Genomic DNA, 16,019 nt, shown 5'->3' on the forward strand with positions numbered 1-16,019 from the left:
GCCAACCTCCGCCGCCGCCTCCGCCGCCGCCCGCGCCGCCCCCGGCGGAGGCGGACCTGTGGCCGGGCGGGCGCGTGCCGATGTGCTTTCAGGCTCCGACCGCCGAAGACGCCTGGGGGCGCGAGACAGTGATGGACGCCGCCGCCGCCTGGGAAGCCGTGGCCCGGGTCGATTTCGACATCACCGCCGACTGCGCGCAGTCGCCGACCACGGGGCCGAATCGCCGCATCCCGATCCGCATCGACCACGATCCGGAGCGGTTCGCCTCAGCCAGCCATCTGGGGGTCAACCTCGTGCGCGGCGGGACCATCAGCCTGAACGCCGACTATCTCGTCACCAATCGCATCTGCGGACGGCGCGGGTCTGTCGGGCGGGAGGGCTGCTTCCGCGCCGACGCCCTGCACGAGCTGGGGCACGCCCTCGGCTTCTCCCACGATCATGTCAGCCCGCGCGCGCCTGACTGCGTCGCCCGGATGAGCACGCCCGAGGCCGAGGTCGCCGACGAGACCTATTACGACGCGGCCTCGATCATGAACTACTGCAACCCGGACCGCTGGAAGGGCGAGTTGAGCCCTGCCGACATCTGCTCGATCCGCGCGGCCTATGGCGCGCCGGATGGGACGCGGCCCGCGCGCGCCGCCTGCTATGCGATGACCGGGGCGCCAACGGTCCGGCGGCCTTGACCCGGGTTCATCCCGCCCCCTAGCGTGCCGCAGCCCATCAGGGCCGGTGGTTTGGGGAATTGATCATGCGTCATCGTCTGCTCGGCCGGGCCATGCCCGCCTTTGTCCTGCTGGCCGTTCTGGCCGGGCCCGCCCTGGCGCAGGAAGGCAGGACCTATCAGCAGCCGCCGGCGCCCATTGCCGACATCCTCGACACCAAACCGACGCCGACGCCCAGCCTGTCGCCGGACCGGACGACGCTCGCCCTGTTCGATCGCGCCAATCTGCCGCCGATCGCCGAACTGGCCGAGCCGATGCTGCGGCTGGCCGGATACCGGATCAATCCGCGCAACAACGGTCAGGCCAACAGCCGGGTGACCTGGCTGACCGGCCTCAGCTTCCAGCCCGTAGAGGGCGGCCCCGCCCGGACCGTCAGCCTGCCGGCCAATTCGCGCTTCGTCTCCCCGGGCTGGTCGCCCGACGGCCGCTCGGTGACCCTGCTGATGGACGCGCCGACCGGGCTGGAGCTCTGGACGGTGGACGTGGCCAGCGGCGTCGCCCGCAAGCTGACCGACGCCCGGGTCAACGCCGCGGGCGGCGGCGCCTTCGACTGGCTGCCCGACAGCTCGGGCCTGCTGGTTCGGATGACGCCGGAAGGCCGCGGCCCCGCCCCGGACATGAGCCGTCCGCCCGAGGGCCCGATCGTCGAGGAGAGCATGGGCCGGACCGCGCCCGCCCGGACCTATCAGGACCTGCTGTCCAACGCCGGGGACGAGGCCCTGTTCGAGCACTATTTCACCTCGCAGCTGACGCTGGTTCCCCTTGAGGGGCCGGCCCGGACGCTGGGCGCGCCGGCGGTCTATCTGGGCTCGGGCGTGTCGCCGGACGGACGCTACATCCTGCAGACCACGGTGAAGCGCCCCTACAGCTATGTCGTCCCGGCGGCCCTGTTCCCGGCGGAGGTGACGATCACCGACCTGCAGGGCCAGGTGGTGCACCGCGTCGCCGACCTGCCGCTGCGCGACAATATCCCGACCCCGTTCGACTCCGTGGCGCCGGGCCCGCGCTCGGCCCAGTGGCGCGCCGACGCCCCTTCGACCCTGGTCTGGGTCGAGGCCCAGGACGGCGGCGACCCGCGCACCCCCGCCGAGGTGCGCGACCGGGTCTTCACCCTTGCCGCGCCGTTCACCGGCCAGCCGACGCCGCTGATCGACCTCAAGGACCGCTACGGCGGCGTGATCTGGGGCGACGCCGATACGGCGCTGGTGATCAGCCGCCAGTTCAACAACCGGCGCGAGACCCGCTATCTGGTCGATCCGTCCAACCCCGGTCAGGGCCGCACCCTGCTGGAGCGGAACTATCAGGACCGCTACAACGACCCGGGCTTCCCGGTGACCGAGGCCAACGCCAGCGGCTTCCCGGTGATGCGCTTCACCGCCGACGGGGCGCGGGTGCTGATGACCGGAGCCGGGGCGACGCGGGCGGGGGAGTATCCCTTCCTGTCGACCATGGACCTTGCCACCGGCGCGACCGAGCGCGTCTGGACCTCTGCGGACGGCGTCTATGAAAGCGTGCTGGGCATCCTCGACGAGGACGGCCGGCGGCTGCTGACGCGGCGCGAAACGCGGGCCGATCCGCCCAATATCCATGCCCGGAACCTCGACGAACCGACCGCCGCCACACGGGCGATCACCCAGTTCCCCGACCCCGCGCCGCAACTGGCCGGGGTGACCAAACAGCTGATCAGCTACACCCGCGCCGACGGCGTCCAGCTCTCCGGGACGCTGTATCTGCCCGCCGGCTACGACAAGGATCGCGACGGGCCCTTGCCGCTGGTGATGTGGGCCTATCCGGCCGAGTTCACCGATGCGGCCGTGGCGGGGCAGGTGGTCGACACCGCCAACCGCTTCACCCGGCCGGGCGGGATCAGCCATCTGTTCCTGCTGACCCAGGGCTATGCCGTGCTGGACGATCCCTCGATGCCGATCGTCGGCGTCAACGGCGCGGAGCCCAATGACACCTACATCCAGCAGCTGACCGCCAGCGCCGAGGCGGCGGTCAATGCGGTGGTCGAAATGGGCGTGGCCGACCGCGACCGGATCGCCGTCGGCGGGCACAGCTACGGCGCCTTCATGACCGCCAACCTGCTGGCCCACACCGACCTGTTCCGCACCGGCATCGCCCGCTCGGGGGCCTACAACCGCACCCTGACGCCCTTCGGCTTCCAGGCCGAGCAGCGCACCTACTGGGAGGCGACCGACACCTATACGGAGATGTCGCCCTTCACCTACGCCAACCGGGTCAATGAGCCGATCCTGCTGATCCACGGCGAGGCGGACGACAACTCCGGCACCTTCCCGGTCCAGTCCGAGCGGTTCTACGCCGCGCTGAAGGGCAATGGCGCCAATGTCCGCTATGTCGTCCTGCCGCTGGAGGCGCACGGCTACCGGGCGCGGGAATCGGTCGGCCACACCCTGTGGGAAATGACCCGCTGGCTGGACCAGTATGTGAAGAACGCCGGGCCGCGGCCGGCGGCGGCCGAATAGGCGGCCTGGTCAGATTGTCATCCCGGCCGAAGCGAAGCGGAGAGCCGGACGGAAGCGTCCTTCTGTTGGCCCCTCCCGGAAATCGCCTGCGATTATCCGGGAGACGGGTGGCCGCCGCACTCGCTTCAACCCTTCCCCCGGATAGCCGCTGACGCAGCTTCCGGGGGCTGACGTTCCCTGTGTCCGACGGTCCCGGCTCTCCGCTTCGCTTCGTCCGGGATAACAAGGTGCGCCATCCCGACGCCGCGTCAGGATTCATCAGAGGTCGCGGTGGCGTAACGATGGTCTCCTGCGCGCGGGACTGGAGGGACATTTCATGAAAACGCTTCTTCGCGCCGCCGCGGCGGCGGCCGTCATCGGCCTGGCCGGCGGCCTCGGCGGCTGCGCATCCTTGATCACCGGCGGCGAACTGATCCGGCCGGGCGAGCCCACGGGCGCTCTCGTGGTTCGCAATGTCTCGCAGGGCAATTCGATCGACGTCGTGCTGGTATCGGACTGCAGCGCCCATACCTACGGGCTGAACCGCCTGCCCTCGGGCTACAGCATCCCGCCGGGCGGCAGCTATACCTTCACCGTCTCCGCCGGATGCTGGGATGTCGGCGCCGGCGAGGTCCTCAGCCAGAACAGCTGGACGGAGGGCTACGCCAGGGTGACGGTCGCCGCCGGACGGACCACGACGGTCCAGTCGCGCTGAAGCGACGGCGTTGAACCTTTGCTGCGCCGCGACATTCCTGTTGCGCCAGCGCCGCTTGTCGGGCCACGCTGCAAGATCATTGCAGTGGGAGCGGCATGGCCTTCGACGAAATGTCAGGTGACGGCGGCGGAGTCCGCGAAAGCTATCGCGGGCTTGCCCGCTGGCTGGCGGACGCCCCGGAAGGGCTGCTGCAGGCGCGCTCGCGCCAGGCCGAGCTGTTCTTCCGCCGCATGGGCATCACCTTCGCCGTCTATGGCGACGCCGAGTCGAGCGAGCGGCTGATCCCGTTCGACGTCGTGCCCCGCATCATCGGCGCCGCCGAATGGGCCGGGCTCGAGGCCGGGCTGGTCCAGCGGGTGCGGGCGATCAACCTGTTCCTGGCCGATGTCTATGGCGCGCAGGAATGCCTGAAGGCCGGGATCGTCCCGGCCGAGCTGATCCTGACCAATCCCCACTATGTGCCCGAGATGCAGGGCCGGCGGCCGCCGCGCGGGGTCTGGGTCCATATCGCCGGCGTCGATCTGGTCCGCACGGGCGAGGACGGCTTCTACGTGCTGGAGGACAACTGCCGCACGCCGTCGGGGGTCTCCTACATGCTGGAGAACCGCGAGATGATGATGCGGTTGTTCCCCGACCTGTTCGCCGACTATCCGGTGCGCCCGGTCGAGACCTACGCCGACATGCTGTTGTCCAGCCTGCGCGCCTCGGCGCCCGAGGCGGCGGGGGCGGATCCGACCATCGTCGTGCTGACGCCGGGGCCGTTCAACTCGGCCTATTACGAACACTCCTTCCTGGCCGACAAACTGGGGGTCGATCTGGTCGAGGGGCGCGACCTGTTCGTCGACGACGGCAAGGTCTTCATGCGCACGACCCAGGGGCGTCAGCAGGTCGATGTGGTCTATCGGCGGATCGACGACGACTTCCTCGATCCCCTGACCTTCCGTCCGTATTCGACCCTGGGAGTGCCGGGGCTGATGACGGCCTATCAGGCGGGGACGGTGACCCTGGCCAATGCGGTCGGCACCGGCGTCGCCGACGACAAGGCCGTCTACACCTACATGCCCGAGATCATCCGCTTCTTCACCGGCGAGGAGCCGATCCTGAAGAACGTCCCGACCTGGCGCTGCCGTGAGCCGGAGGCGCTGAAGGAGGTGCTGTCCAAGCTTGATCAGCTGGTGGTCAAGGAGGTCGGGGGCTCGGGCGGCTACGGCATGCTGGTGGGGCCGGCGGCGACCAGGGCCGAGATCGAGGCCTTCCGGAAGAAGCTGATCAACGACCCCGACGACTTCATCGCCCAGCCGACGCTGGACCTGTCGACGGCGCCGACCCTGGACAAGGGCGAGCTGCATGGCCGCCACGTCGATCTGCGGCCCTTTGTGCTGTCCGATCCGAACGGGGTGAGGGTGGCGCCGGGCGGATTGACGCGGGTGGCGCTGAAGCCGGGGTCGCTGGTGGTCAACTCCAGCCAGGGCGGCGGGACCAAGGACACCTGGGTGCTGGATGTTTGAATGCTGAGCCGCACCGCAGACAGCCTGTACTGGACCGGCCGCTATATCGAGCGGGCGGACTTTCTCGCCCGCATCCTCGAGGCCACGCTGCGGCTGGCGGCGATCCCGACGCGCGGCGACGGGGACGCGGAGACGGTCTGGGCCAGCGCCCTGGCCTCGGCGGGGGCTCCCAAGGCGCTGGGCCGGTCGCCGACCGAGAAGTCGGTGCGTGAATATCTGGCCTTCGCCCCCGACAACGCCTCGTCGATCACCGCCTGCATCACCCGCGCCCGCACCAACGCCCGCTCGGTGCGCACGGCCCTGACGGTCGAGCTGTGGGAGGCGATCAACGGGGCCTGGAACGGGCTGGAGGAACAGGGCCAGCCGACCCGGCGGGACGAGTTCGCGCGCTTCCTGGAATGGGTGAAGACGGTCACCCTGTCGGTCGAGGGCGCGACCAGCCGGACCATGCTGCGCAACGACGGCTACTATTTCCTGCGCCTCGGCGCGGCGATCGAACGGGCCGACAACACCGCGCGGCTGCTGGACGTCAAATACCATCTGCTGCTGCCGGAGGGCGAACGCGTCGGCGGACAGCTGGACTATTTCCAGTGGACCACCCTGCTGCGCGAGGTCTCGGCGCTGACGGCCTATCGCTGGGTCTATCGCGACAGCGTCAAGCCCTGGCTGGTGGCCGATCTTCTGGTGCTGAACCGACAGATGCCGCGCTCCCTGGCCAGCTGCCAGGCCTCGATCGTGCGTTATCTGGAACGGCTGGCCAATGACTACGGCCGGCGCGGCCCGGCGCAGCGGCTGGCGGCGGACCGGATGCGGGCCTTCGACAATTCGCGCATCGAGGACATCTTCCAGTCCGGCCTGCACGAATACATCCAGGCCTTCCTCGGCGAGAACGGCCGCCTGGGGCAGGCCATCCATGACCAGTATCTGAGCTGACCCGTGCGCATCAGCATCGACCATGCGACCACCTATGCCTACGACCGGGCGGCGCGGTTCATCATCCAGACCCTGAGGCTGACGCCCCGGTCCTCCGAGGCGCAGCAGGTCCGCAACTGGCGGGTCGAGACCGACGTCGACGCGCGGCTGCGCAAGTCGGAGGACGCCTTCGGCAACATCGTCCACACCCTCTATACCGAACAGCCGACCCAGAGCCTGACGGTCCGGGTCTCGGGCGAGGTGGTGACCACCGACACCGCCGGTGTCGTGCCGGCCGGGCAGGAGACGCTGTCGCCGCTGGTCTTCCTGCGCGACACCGCCCTGACCCGGCGGGACAAGCTGATTTCGGTCTTCGCCTCCGAGTTCTCGGCCTGGCCGCCGCTTGAGCGGCTGCACCGGCTGATGGCTGGGATCCACGGCTCGGTGGCCTTCGAGGTCGGGGTGACGACGCCGACCCATACGGCGGCCGAGGTGCTCGCGCTCGGCCGCGGCGTCTGCCAGGACCACGCCCATGTCTTCATCGCCTGCGCCCGCCAGATGGGCATGCCGGCCCGCTATGTCTCGGGCCATCTGCTGCGCCGGGACGGCAAGGACGACCAGGAGGCGGCCCATGCCTGGGCCGAGGCGTGGATCCCCGATCTGGGCTGGGTCGGCTTCGATCCGGCCAACGGCATCTGTTCGACGGACCGCTATGTGCGGGTCGCGACCGGGCTGGACTACCGCGGCGCCGCGCCTGTGCGCGGGGCGAGCTACGGCGGCGGCGGCGAGCGGCTGGCGGTGCGGTTGAACGTGCGTGATGCCGACATGCAACAGGGTCAGCAACAGGCTTAGGTCGTGGGTGATCCGAGGGAGGAATCTGTTACCGTGAACGTCATGACGGACGGGCAGCGGGGATTGCGCGCCGCATGACCTATTGCGTGGGCATGCTGGTTGAGGAGGGGTTGGCGATGATCGCCGACACCCGGACCAATGCGGGCGTGGACAACATCTCGTCCTATCGCAAGCTGCACATCGTCGACCGCCCCGGCGAGAGGGTGCTGGGCGTCTGCACCGCCGGCAATCTGTCCGTGACCCAGACGGCCCTGGCCATGGCGCGCGAAGGGGTCCACCTCCACGTCGGCGAGGAGAAGGAGACGCTGGAGACCGCGCCGACCCTGTTCCGCTGCGCCCAGCTGCTGGGGCACGCCCTGCGCGAGACGCGGCTGTCGATCGCCCCGGCCATGGAAGCCGACAGCCTCAACACCTCGGCCTCGATGCTGCTGGGCGGTCAGGTGGCGGGCGGCCGGATGGGGCTGTATCTGATCTACAGCCAGGGCAATTTCATCGAATGCGGGCGCGACACGCCCTATCTCCAGATCGGCGAGGCCAAATACGGCAAGCCGATCCTCGAGAGCGGACTGGCGTTCGACACGCCCCTGGCCGAGGCGGTGAAGCTGGGCCTGATTTCGTTCTCGACGACGATGCGCAGCAATGTCGGGGTCGGGGCGCCGTTCGACATGCTCACCCTTCGGCGCGACTTCCTCAGCGGCGAGCATCGGCGGATCGAGGCAGACGACGCCTATTTCACCGACCTGCACGAGCAATGGACCCGCGCCCAGGTCCAGGCCCGCCGGCAGATGCCGGCCCCGCCCTGGCTGATGGGCGACCCGGGACTGGCGGCCGGCCGCGGCTGAGGTCAGGCGGAACCGGGTCGGGCCCCGCCTGACGCCTCAAACCTCCGATTCAGTGGCCGTGATCGCCCTCTGAATTGGCCTCCGTCGCACCGGCGGCCCAGCCCTCGCCGCCGGCTTCGGCGAACCAGAAGGGCGCGCGGGCCCGCTGGCGCGGCGCGACCTCGTTCATCCCCGAGTCGTAAACCCGACCATTGGCGATGGTGTAGGCGATCGCCGTGGTGTTGCGGATGTTCTCCAGCGGGTTCTGGTCCAGCACCACCATGTCGGCCAGCTTGCCGACCTCGAGCGAGCCGATATCCCGGTCCAGGCCCAGCGAACGGGCGCCGTTCAGGGTGCCGGCGCGGATCACGTCGATCGGCGCCATTCCGCCCTGGGCGAGGCTCCACAGTTCCCAGTGCGCCGCCAGGCCCTCGCGTTGGCCGTGGGCCCCGATCGAGACGCTGACGCCCTGTTCGGACAGCCGGGTGGCCTCGCGCGCGACCGAGATGTGGTTCCACTCATTGTCGGGCAGGGTCACCGGCCGGCGCGCGCGGGCGTCGAGGATGCGGCGCGGGACGTACTGGGTCAGGATCGGATGGTTCCAGACCTCGCTCTCCTGGTACCAGTAGTTCTCGCCGTAGCTGCCGCCATAGGCCACCACCAGGGTCGGGTTGTAGGCCACCCCGGTCTGGCGCCAGAGCTGGTGCACGTCGTCGTACAGCCGGGCCAGCGGGATCGAGTGTTCGATCGTGGTGTGGCCGTCGACGATCATCGACATATTGTGCTGGAACAGCGAGCCGCCCTCCGGCACCACCATCATGTTCAGCTGGCGGGCCGCCTCGATGATCTGCTGGCGCTGGTCGCGGCGGGGCTGGTTGTAGCTCTTGACGCTCCAGGCCCCCGCCGCCTGCATCCGCCGCAGGGTCGACAGGGCGTCGTCGAGGTCGTCGACCTGGGCTGTGAAGGCGGTGTTGGCGCCGTACAGGATGGTGCCGGTCGAGAAGATGCGCGGCGCCGTGATCCGGCCCGTGCGGGCCAGTTCGCTGTGGGCGAAGATGGTGCTGGTGTCGGCCGAGGGGTTGTGGATCGTGGTCACGCCGAAGGCCAGCGAGGCGTAATCGACCCAGCTCTGTTCGGGGATGATCTCGTCCGACCCCATGGAGCCGTGCCAGTGGGCGTCGACCAGGCCGGGCATGATGGTCTTGCCGGCCATGTCGAGGGTCGGCGTGCCGGCCGGTATCGTGGTGGCGGCCAGCGGGCCGATCGCAACGATGCGGTTGCCCTCGATGACGATCACGCCGTTCTCGATCACCTCGGCGCCGTTCATGGTGATGATCCGCGCGCCGGTCAGGGCCATACGCCCTTCGGGCACGTCCGCCTGGGCGGTGAAGCCGAGGTTGATGCCGCGCTCGTCCGGCGCAGGCAGTTCGTCCGGCGCGCCGTCCACGAAGGTGAAGGCCTGGTTGAGGTCGCGGGTGAACAGTTCGGGCCCCAGCGACCATTGCAGCCGGCGAGAGTCGCCCGACCAGCTCAGCCAGTCGCCGGCGTCGCGGGTGACCCGGGCCTGGGGCAGGGACTTGCCGTCGGCGCTGATCGTGATCGGACGGCCGGCCGCGACGAAGGGCGCGACATAGGCGTTGAACCGCTCGGTCCAGCCGATCCAGTTCCCGTCGGGCGAAACGGCGAACTCGCTGGCCCATTCCGAGGTCAGGTGGGTGCGTTCGTCCTCGCCGTCGAGATTGACCGAGATCAGCGTCTGCTTGTCGCCGTCGCGGTCCGACAGGAAGACCCGGTCGTTGGCGGCGCCGAACTGCGGGGTCGAGCCGTCATCGGTCATGAAGACCGGTTCGCCGCCCGCCGCCGGGATCCGATAGACCCCCGGATCGCGGCTCCACAGGGCGCTGGTCAGGAAGCCGTCGCTGACGGTGCGGTAGACGATGGTTCGCCCGTCCGGCGAGAAGGTCGGCTCGACATAGTGGCCGGGCTGCGAGGTCACGACGCGGCCCGCGCCGCCGCTGACCGGAACGACCCGGATCGAGCCGAATTCCTGGTCGTCCCAGGTCGTATAGACAATCGACCGGCCGTCGCGGGACCAGTTGGGGTAGAGCTCGAAATGGTCGTTCTGGCGCGTCAGCCGGCGCGCGGTTCCGGTCGGCAGGTCGCGGATCCAGAGATTGCCCAGGGCCTCGAACACCACCTTGGTCCCGTCCGGCGAGGGGCGGGCCCAGCGGATCATGCGGACGTCGAAGGTGTCGGGCGCCGCCTCGACGGGGAAGCGCACCGCGTCCTGCACCCGCCGGGTGTCGGCGACGTGGAAGGGGATCTCCGCAACCGCCCGGGTGCCGACATCGACGCGCTGGATGCGGCCGTCGGCCCAGAAGACGATCGAGCGGTTGTCCGGGGTCCAGCTGATCGCCGGATAGACGCCGTGGATGGCCCAGGTTTCCTGCAGGTCGCGGTCGAGGCCGGTGAAGACCGGCGTCTCGCGCCCGGACTCAATGTCCATGACATAGAGCACCGACTGGTAGCGAACCCGCCGGATGAAGGCGATCGACTTGCCGTCGGGGGAGGGGGTCGGACGGATCGAACCGCCGGGGCCGGTGATATAGGGATCGATCTCGCCGGTTTCGCGGTCCAGGCGGCGGATGATGTAGATCTGGTCGTTGACGTCCTTGGAATATTCGAACGTCGCGCCCGGCGTCGCGTCGTCGCTGAAATAGATGTAGCGGCCGTCCGGCGAGAAGGCGGGTTCGCCCGTGTCCTTCTGCTGCGTCCGGCGCTCAGTCATCTGCACGCCGCCGCCGCCCGAGCGGTGGTACATCCACAGCTCACCGGCCCCCAGCGAGCGGGACGAGGTGAAATGCTTCCGCGCCACGATGAACTGGCCGTCGGGCGACCATTCGGGCTGGTTGAGCAGGCGGAACGTCTCCTTGGACACCTGCGTCGGGTTCGACCCGTCGGCGTCCATGATCCAGATGTTGTCGCCGCCGGCCCGGTCCGAGGTGAAGGCGATGTGGCGGCCGTCGGGCGACCATTTCGGCTGCATGTCCCAGGCGACGCCCGAGGCGATGGCGCGCGCCTCGCCGCCGGCGACGGGCATGACGTAGATGTCGCCCAGCAGATCGAAGACGATGGTCTGGCCGTCCGGGCTGACGTCCAGCGACATCCAGGTGCCGCGGGTCACGTCGATGGGAATGTCGCGCGACGGTCCGGGCGGGTTCTGCACATCCCATTTGGGCGTCTCGGCCGCGGCGGCGGCCGCGGGCGCGGCGACCGGACCGGGCGCGGCCTGCGGCTCGACCGGCCCGGGGACGGGCGGAGCGGCGATCGGCGAGACCGGTTCGGGCGTCTGGGCCGCGGCGGGACAGGCGAGCGCCAGCAGGGCGACCGTGGTCAGAAAAGCGCGCTTCATGGTGTGTCATCCCCGGGGCATGGCCGGACGTCTCGCGCCGCTCGTCGGCCGCGTCCTTGCGGGCGCAGATGAACATTGTCGCGCGTCGGAAGTCCAGTCGGGCGACGGCTTCAGCGTCGCCAGCCCCGACCCGCCGTCCGGTCAGAATTGGGGAACGCTGTTCGATGGCTGCGAGGTCCGGCGACTGTCGGTCACCCGTCCGCGCGGCGTTCCTCGCGCTGGCGCTCGCCGTCGCCTTCGGCGCCCACGTCACGACAGGCGCCGCCCCAGCCAGGGCTTGACGCTGTCGCGACAGACCCGGCGACAGGCCGTCAGCGCCGAGACCTCGCGCAGCAGGGTGGTCCGCTGGAATCAGCCCAGCTGTTCGCCGACGCGTCCGCCCTCGGGCGACCGCGGATGGCATTTGCCGCGCCGGTCGCCGCCGGGGCCGGTTGATCCAGCGCAAGGCGGTGCCGGATCGATGCGTCAGCATGGGTTTCCGGTCTGAGAGGCGAAGATGAGACAGGTCCATTCTGCGTTCCGACCCGGGGCGATCGCGTGAGCTGGCCCGTCATCCGCAAGTCGGCGGCGGAGCGGGCCGGCGCCAATCTCGAGGACTATGACGCGGAGGCGGCCGCCTTCGACTGGGCGGCGGCCCGGGCGGAGCTGTCCGGACTGCCGGGGGGCGGCCTCAACATCGCCCATGAGGCCCTGGACCGGCATGTGGCGGCGGGAGGTGGCGACCGGACGGCGCTGCGCTGGATCGGCCGGGACGATACGGTGCGGGACCTCAGCTACGCCGAGCTGACCGAACAGGCCAACCGCTTCGCCAGCCTGCTCCGGTCGCTGGACGTAAAGCCGGGCGACCGGGTCTACGCCGTGCTCGGGCGGATTCCGGAGCTCTATGTCGCCGCCCTCGGGACGCTGAAGGCCGGCGCGGTGTTCACGCCGCTGTTCTCGGCCTTCGGCCCGGAGCCGCTGCAGGCCCGGATGGAGATCGGCGAGGCCAATGTCCTGGTGACGACCGAGGCCCTCTATCATCGCAAGGTCGAGGCCTGGCGCGACGCCATCCCCAGCCTGCGCCACCTCCTCCTGGCCGGATGCCCCGGCGCGGCGCCGGCCCGCTGCATCGATCTGGAGGCGGCCCTGGCGACGGCCGACCCCGTGTTCGAGACCGTGGCGACCCGGCCCGAGGACATGGCCCTGCTGCATTTCACCAGCGGCACGACGGGGCGGCCCAAGGGGGCGGTGCATGTCCATGAGGCGGTCGTGGCCCACCATGTCACGGGCCGCACGGCGCTCGATCTGAGGCCGGGCGACATCTACTGGTGCACCGCCGATCCCGGCTGGGTGACGGGCACCTCCTACGGAATCATCGCGCCGCTCACCAACGGCGTCACCCTGGTGGTCGACGAGGCCGAGTTCGACGCGGAGCGCTGGCGGCGCATCCTGGGCGAGCAGAAGGTGACCGTCTGGTACACGGCGCCGACGGCGGTGCGGATGCTGATGAAGGCCTGGGACAGCGACCCGCGCCCCTATGACCTGCCCGCCCTGCGCTTCATGGCCAGCGTCGGCGAGCCGCTGAACCCCGAGGCGGTTCTCTGGGGCGTCGAGGCCTTCGGCCGGCCCTTCCACGACAACTGGTGGCAGACCGAGACCGGCGGGATCATGATCGCCAATTTCGCCTCCATGGACATCAAGCCCGGATCGATGGGCCGGCCGCTGCCGGGCGTGACGGCGGGGATTGTGGAGCGGGCCGCCGACGGCTCGGTCCGCGAGGCGCTGGAGCCCATGGCCCTGGGCGAGCTGGCCCTGCGGCCCGACTGGCCGTCCATCCTGCGCGGCTATCTGCACGAGGAGGAACGCTTCCGGAAATGTTTCGCCAGCGGCTGGTACCTGACCGGCGACCTGGCGATGCGGGACGCCGACGGCTACTACTGGTTCGTCGGCCGGGCCGACGACGTCATCAAGAGCGCCGGCCATCTGATCGGTCCCTTCGAGGTCGAGAGCGTCCTGATGGAGCATCCGGCCGTGGCCGAGGCCGCGGTGATCGGCCTGCCCGACCCGATCGCGGGGGAAACGGTCAAGGCCTATGTCGCCCTGAGGGGCGGTCTCGAGGCGGGCGAGCCCCTGCGCCGGGACATCCTCGGCCATGCGCGCAAGCGGCTGGGGCCGGCGGTGGCGCCCAGGGACATCGCCTTCCGCCAGAACCTGCCGAAGACCCGCAGCGGCAAGCTGATGCGGCGCCTGCTGAAGGCCCGCGAACTGGGCCTGCCCGAGGGGGATCTGTCGACCCTGGAAAGCGAGGAGCGATGACCGACGCCGGCCTCAAGCCGCGACTGTCCCGGGCCCATGTGCTGGACCTGCTGGGTCGAATGATCCGCATCCGGACGTTCGAACAGGCCTGCGCCGAGGCCTATACGCAGGAAAAGATCCGCGGCTTCCTGCACCTCTACGACGGGGAGGAGGCGGTCGCCGTCGGCGTCATCCCGGTGCTCGAGCCCCGCGACCGCGTCGTCGCCACCTATCGCGAACATGGTCACGCCCTGGCCCGGGGAGTCTCGATGCCGGCCGTCATGGCCGAGATGTTCGGACGGCGCGACGGCTGCAGCGGCGGGCGCGGCGGCTCGATGCATCTGTTCGACCGGGCGGCCAATTTCTACGGCGGCAACGCCATCGTCGGCGGGGGCCTGCCGCTGGCGGTCGGCCTGGCCCTGGCCGACCACATGCGCGGCGAGGACCGGGTCACCGTCTGCTTCTTCGGCGAGGGCGCGGCGGCGGAGGGCGAGTTCCACGAGAGCCTGAACCTGGCGGCGCTGTGGGGCCTGCCGGTGCTGTTCGTCTGCGAGAACAACCTCTACGCCATGGGCACGGCGCTCGGGCGGTCGGAATCCGAAACCGACATCCACCGCAAGGCCGAAGGCTACCGCATCGCCGCCGAGGCCGTCGACGGCATGGATGTCGTGGCGGTCGAGGCCGCGGCCCGGCGGGCCGTGGCCGCCATCCGCGAGACCGGCAGGCCCTTCTTCCTCGAGTGCCGCACCTACCGTTTCCGCGCCCATTCGATGTTCGACGCCCAGCTCTATCGCGACAAGGCGGAGGTGGAGGGCTGGAAGGCGAAGGATCCGATCCGGCGCTTCCAGGCCTGGGCCCTTTCGGCGGGCCTGCTTCATCCCGAGGATGTGGCGGCGCTCGAAGCCGCCGCCGCGGCCGAGGTGCAGGCGGCCGTCGCCTTCGCCGAGGCGTCGCCTCTGGAGCCGGTCGCGGACCTGGCCCGCCATGTCACCGCCGCCGAACGGCCTCCGGCGCCCGACCCCCGCCCGGCGCAGGGCGCCCCGGTCGATACGACCTGTCGCGAGGCGGTGCGGCAGGCGATCCGCGAGGCGATGATCCGCGACGACCGGGTCTTCCTCATGGGCGAGGACGTCGGCGCCTACGGGGGATGTTATGCAGTGTCCAAGGGGCTGATGGAGGAGTTCGGTCCGGCGCGGATCCGCGACACGCCCCTGTCCGAAGCCGGCTTCACCGGCGCGGGTCTGGGGGCCGCCATGGCAGGCATGCGGCCGATCGTCGAACTGATGACGGTCAATTTCAGCCTGCTGGCCCTGGATCAGATCCTCAACAGCGCGGCCACCCTCCGCCACATGTCCGGCGGGCAGTTCGGATGCCCGCTGGTCATCCGCCTCGCCACCGGCGCCGGCCGTCAGCTCGCGGCGCAGCATTCCCACAGTCTGGAGGGCTGGTACGCCCATATCCCGGGCCTGCGCATCCTGGCGCCGGCCACGGTCGAGGACGCCCGGGGCATGCTGTGGACCGCCCTGCAGGAGCCCGATCCGGTCCTCATCTTCGAACACGTCATGCTGTACAATGCCGTCGCGCCCCTGGCCGCGGACGCCGGACCGGTCGACATCGACCGGGCGGCGGTGCGGCGCGCCGGCAAGGACCTGACCCTGATCACCTACGGCGGGTCCCTGGCCAAGACTCTCCAAGCGGCCAATGCCTTGGCGAAGGAAGGGATCGAGGCCGAAGTGATCGACCTGCGCGTTCTGCGGCCGCTGGACGAGACGGCGATCCTGACCTCTGTGGCCCGCACCCGCCGGGTGGTGATCGTCGACGAGGGCTGGCGCAGCGGTTCACTGGCGGCCGAGATCGGCATGCGCATCGCGGAGAAGGCCTTCTTCGACCTCGACGCGGCCCCGGTCCGGGTGTGCAGCGAGGAGGTCCCGATCCCCTATGCGAGCCATCTTGAGCAGGCCGCCCTGCCGTCGACGGAGAAGATCATCGACGCCGCCCGGACCGTCCTAGGGAGGAGCTGAGCATGGCCGAATTCCTCATGCCCTCGCTGGGCGCAGACATGGAGGCCGGCACGCTGGTCGAGTGGCTGGTCAAGCCCGGCGACGCGGTCAAGCGCGGCGATATCGTCGCCGTGGTCGAGACCCAGAAGGGGGCGATCGAGATCGAGATCTTCGACGCTGGCGTGGTCGAACAGCTGCTGGTGCAGCCAGGTGCCACCGTCCCGGTCGGGACGCCGCTCGCCCGGCTGCGCGCGGAGGGTGAGGTCGCGCCGGTCAGGCCGCCCGCGCCGGAACCGGAACCGGCGGCCACCTCGGCCGAGCCCTTGCCGAGGCCCGCC

At 70.1% G+C, this 16,019-nt stretch carries 11 protein-coding genes; 10 read left to right on the plus strand and 1 reads right to left on the minus strand.

The window, feature by feature from the left end; genetic code table 11:
• The 7 genes from QQJ79_RS12525 to QQJ79_RS12555 form a co-directional block, all read left to right on the plus strand.
• On the plus strand, positions 1–683 hold a 683-nt coding region (locus QQJ79_RS12525), incomplete at its 5' end, for a zinc metalloprotease (protein ID WP_284223264.1).
• 65 nt (positions 684–748) lie between these two features.
• On the plus strand, positions 749–3,208 hold the full coding sequence (locus QQJ79_RS12530; RefSeq protein ID WP_284223265.1) for a S9 family peptidase: 2,460 nt from the start codon (positions 749–751) through the stop codon (positions 3,206–3,208).
• A 316-nt stretch (positions 3,209–3,524) separates the two neighbouring features.
• Entirely contained in the window at positions 3,525–3,902 is a 378-nt protein-coding gene (locus QQJ79_RS12535) for a hypothetical protein (protein ID WP_284223266.1), read from the plus strand.
• A gap of 95 nt (positions 3,903–3,997) precedes the next feature.
• A complete protein-coding gene (locus QQJ79_RS12540) occupies positions 3,998–5,410 on the plus strand; it encodes a circularly permuted type 2 ATP-grasp protein (protein WP_284223267.1) in 1,413 nt (470 codons plus the stop codon).
• Positions 5,411–6,343, plus strand: a complete 933-nt coding sequence (locus QQJ79_RS12545) for an alpha-E domain-containing protein (RefSeq protein ID WP_284223268.1) — start codon at positions 5,411–5,413, stop codon at positions 6,341–6,343.
• A 3-nt stretch (positions 6,344–6,346) separates the two neighbouring features.
• Positions 6,347–7,174, plus strand: a complete 828-nt coding sequence (locus QQJ79_RS12550) for a transglutaminase family protein (RefSeq protein ID WP_284223269.1) — start codon at positions 6,347–6,349, stop codon at positions 7,172–7,174.
• A gap of 74 nt (positions 7,175–7,248) precedes the next feature.
• Positions 7,249–8,016, plus strand: coding sequence for a proteasome-type protease (locus tag QQJ79_RS12555; protein ID WP_284223270.1), 768 nt, complete (start codon positions 7,249–7,251; stop codon positions 8,014–8,016).
• Positions 8,017–8,065: 49 nt separating this feature from the next.
• Here the strand turns inward: QQJ79_RS12555 and QQJ79_RS12560 are convergent, their stop codons facing one another.
• The gene (locus tag QQJ79_RS12560) at positions 8,066–11,407 is read right to left on the minus strand and encodes an amidohydrolase family protein (RefSeq protein ID WP_284223271.1); all 3,342 of its coding nucleotides are present in this window, start codon (positions 11,405–11,407) and stop codon (positions 8,066–8,068) included.
• 537 nt (positions 11,408–11,944) lie between these two features.
• Between QQJ79_RS12560 and acsA the strand changes: the two genes are divergently transcribed.
• The 3 genes from acsA to QQJ79_RS12575 form a co-directional block, all read left to right on the plus strand.
• Entirely contained in the window at positions 11,945–13,702 is a 1,758-nt protein-coding gene (gene acsA / locus QQJ79_RS12565) for an acetate--CoA ligase (protein ID WP_284223272.1), read from the plus strand.
• Positions 13,699–15,702: a pyruvate dehydrogenase (acetyl-transferring) E1 component subunit alpha gene (gene pdhA / locus QQJ79_RS12570; protein ID WP_284223273.1), complete on the plus strand. Its 2,004-nt coding sequence runs from the start codon at positions 13,699–13,701 to the stop codon at positions 15,700–15,702. The genes acsA and pdhA overlap by 4 nt, the downstream gene beginning before the upstream one ends.
• A gap of 2 nt (positions 15,703–15,704) precedes the next feature.
• Positions 15,705–16,019 (plus strand): biotin/lipoyl-containing protein (locus tag QQJ79_RS12575; RefSeq protein ID WP_284223274.1); only part of this gene is annotated, 315 nt, incomplete at its 3' end.

Origin of the sequence: Brevundimonas denitrificans, assembly GCF_030160755.1 — a bacterium.
Taxonomy (GTDB): domain Bacteria; phylum Pseudomonadota; class Alphaproteobacteria; order Caulobacterales; family Caulobacteraceae; genus Brevundimonas; species Brevundimonas denitrificans.